Below are 1810 nucleotides of genomic sequence, written 5' to 3'. Positions count from 1 at the left end.
GTCACCGGCCAGGGCCCGAACGCCGACCTCGCCGCACTGGACGACTTCGTGGCCGCCGAGATCGCCCGCCGGTTCGGTGTGGACGCCGCCCTCGCCGGCGGCCGCAGCGGGCCGGCCCGGCTGATCGACCTGATGCTCCGCGCCGGCCCGTACGAGCTGACCCTGGCCGACCTGGAGGCCGCGCCGCACGGCGTCGACCTCGGCCCGCTGACGTCGCGGCTGCCGGAGGTCCTGTCCACGGCGAGCGGTCAGGTCGAGTTGGCCCCGGCGCAGATCGTGTCGGACGTGCCGCGGCTGGTGGCCGTCCTGGGCGAGCCGGTGTCCGAGCAGCTGGTGCTGATCGGCCGGCGGCAGCTGGGGTCGAACAACTCGTGGATGCACAACCTGGAGCCGTTGGTGCGTGGGCAGAACCGGTGCACCGCGCAGGTCCACCCCACCGACGCCACCCGGCTTGGCCTGGTCGACGGCGGTCGCGCGGTGGTGCGCTCGCGGGCCGGCAAGGTGGAGATCCCGGTGGAGGTCACCGACTCGATCCGGCCCGGCGTGGTGAGCATCCCGCATGGCTGGGGCCACGACGTGGCCGGCACGCGCACGGCGGTGGCCACCGCGCACGCGGGTGTCAACACCAACCTGCTCACCGACGACACGCTGCTCGACGCGCTCTCGGGCACCGCGGTGCTCAACGGCATTCCCGTGGAGGTGGAGCCGGTCTAGTGTCCCGGCGCGGGACACCAGTCACCACGCCTTGCCGAGGTCCGCGTGCTGGCGGACCCAGCTGTGCATGACGATGCCGGCCGCGACCCCGGCGTTGATCGAGCGGGTCGAGCCGAACTGGGCGATCGAGACGACGGTGGTGGCGGCCTCCCGCGCGGCCACGGTGAGACCGGGACCCTCCTGTCCGAAGAGGAGCACGCAGCGGCGCGGCAGCGCGGCGGTCTCGACCCGCTCGGCACCCGGCGTGTTGTCGACCGCGACGAGCGCGAGGTCCTCGGCGGCGGCGAACTTCAGCAGCGACTCGACGTCCGGGTGGTGCTCGACGTGCTGGTAGCGGTCGGTGACCATGGCGCCGCGGCGGTTCCAGCGGCGGCGGCCGACGATGTGGACGGCCTTGGCGGCGAACGCGTTGGCGGTGCGGACGACGGTGCCGATGTTGTGGTCGTGCTGGAAGTTCTCGATGGCGACGTGGAAGTCGTGGCGCCTGTGGTCGAGGTCCGCGACGACCGCGCCGCGGCGCCAGTAGCGGTAGGCGTCGACGACGTTGCGGCGGTCGCCCTCGGCCAGCAGGGTCGGGTCGTAGTGGGCGTCGGTGGGCGGGTCACCGGGCCAGGGCCCGACGCCGACGGGCTCGCCGAACTCCCACTCGGTGGGCCCGGTCCCGGGGTTCACCGCGACGCCGCGAGGGCCTGCTGAGCGCGCCGGCTGCGCCACCGCACGTAGACGCCGACGTAGGACACGACCAGCAGTATGACCGCGACGACCGCGACGACGGGCAGCAGGCCGCGCGGGATGAGGTGGTCGTAGATGTAGTACTCGTTGAACCCGCCGGGGAGCGGACCGAGCCCTTGCTGGCGGCGGAAGGAGTCCTCGAGGGCGGTGAACGGGCAGGTGATGGGAAGGATGTTGATCGCGATCCCCCAGAGCGCGAAGAACACGTGCAGGAAGATCGACCTGGGCCACCGCCAGGCGAGAAACCCCCCGAGTCCGATGTAGAGCAACGCCGCGAAGTGCACCACCATCGTGACATCGGCGAGGAACCCGGCCATGCCCCCAACGTACCGGGAAACACCTTGTCAGGTGGCCGATCCGCGGA

3 protein-coding genes are annotated in these 1810 nt (G+C 72.3%); 1 reads left to right on the top strand and 2 read right to left on the bottom strand.

The annotated features are described in order from the left end of the window. Positions 1 to 714, top strand: a 714-nt coding sequence (locus VGD70_RS18130) for a molybdopterin dinucleotide binding domain-containing protein (RefSeq protein ID WP_331082762.1), incomplete at its 5' end; no start/stop codon positions are given. Positions 715 to 735: 21 nt separating this feature from the next. Here the strand turns inward: VGD70_RS18130 and VGD70_RS18125 are convergent. Further along, positions 736 to 1386: an RNA methyltransferase gene (locus VGD70_RS18125; RefSeq protein ID WP_331082760.1), complete on the bottom strand. Its 651-nt coding sequence runs from the start codon at positions 1384 to 1386 to the stop codon at positions 736 to 738. After that, positions 1383 to 1763 (bottom strand): DUF2784 domain-containing protein, encoded by a 381-nt coding sequence (locus VGD70_RS18120; protein WP_331082757.1) that lies wholly within the window; start codon positions 1761 to 1763, stop codon positions 1383 to 1385. The genes VGD70_RS18125 and VGD70_RS18120 overlap by 4 nt, the downstream gene beginning before the upstream one ends. Positions 1764 to 1810 lie beyond the last annotated feature (47 nt).

The organism is Actinophytocola sp. (assembly GCF_036402745.1).
GTDB lineage: Bacteria > Actinomycetota > Actinomycetes > Mycobacteriales > Pseudonocardiaceae > Actinophytocola.
The sequence above is the reverse complement of the archived record's forward strand: the minus strand, read 5'-3'. Positions and strand labels throughout refer to the sequence as shown.

What these genes read in the sequence shown, in the direction of transcription:
- VGD70_RS18120 (WP_331082757.1), bottom strand. Translation starts at nt 1,763, where the DNA reads ATGGCCGGGTTCCTCGCCGATGTCACGATGGTGGTGCACTTCGCGGCG.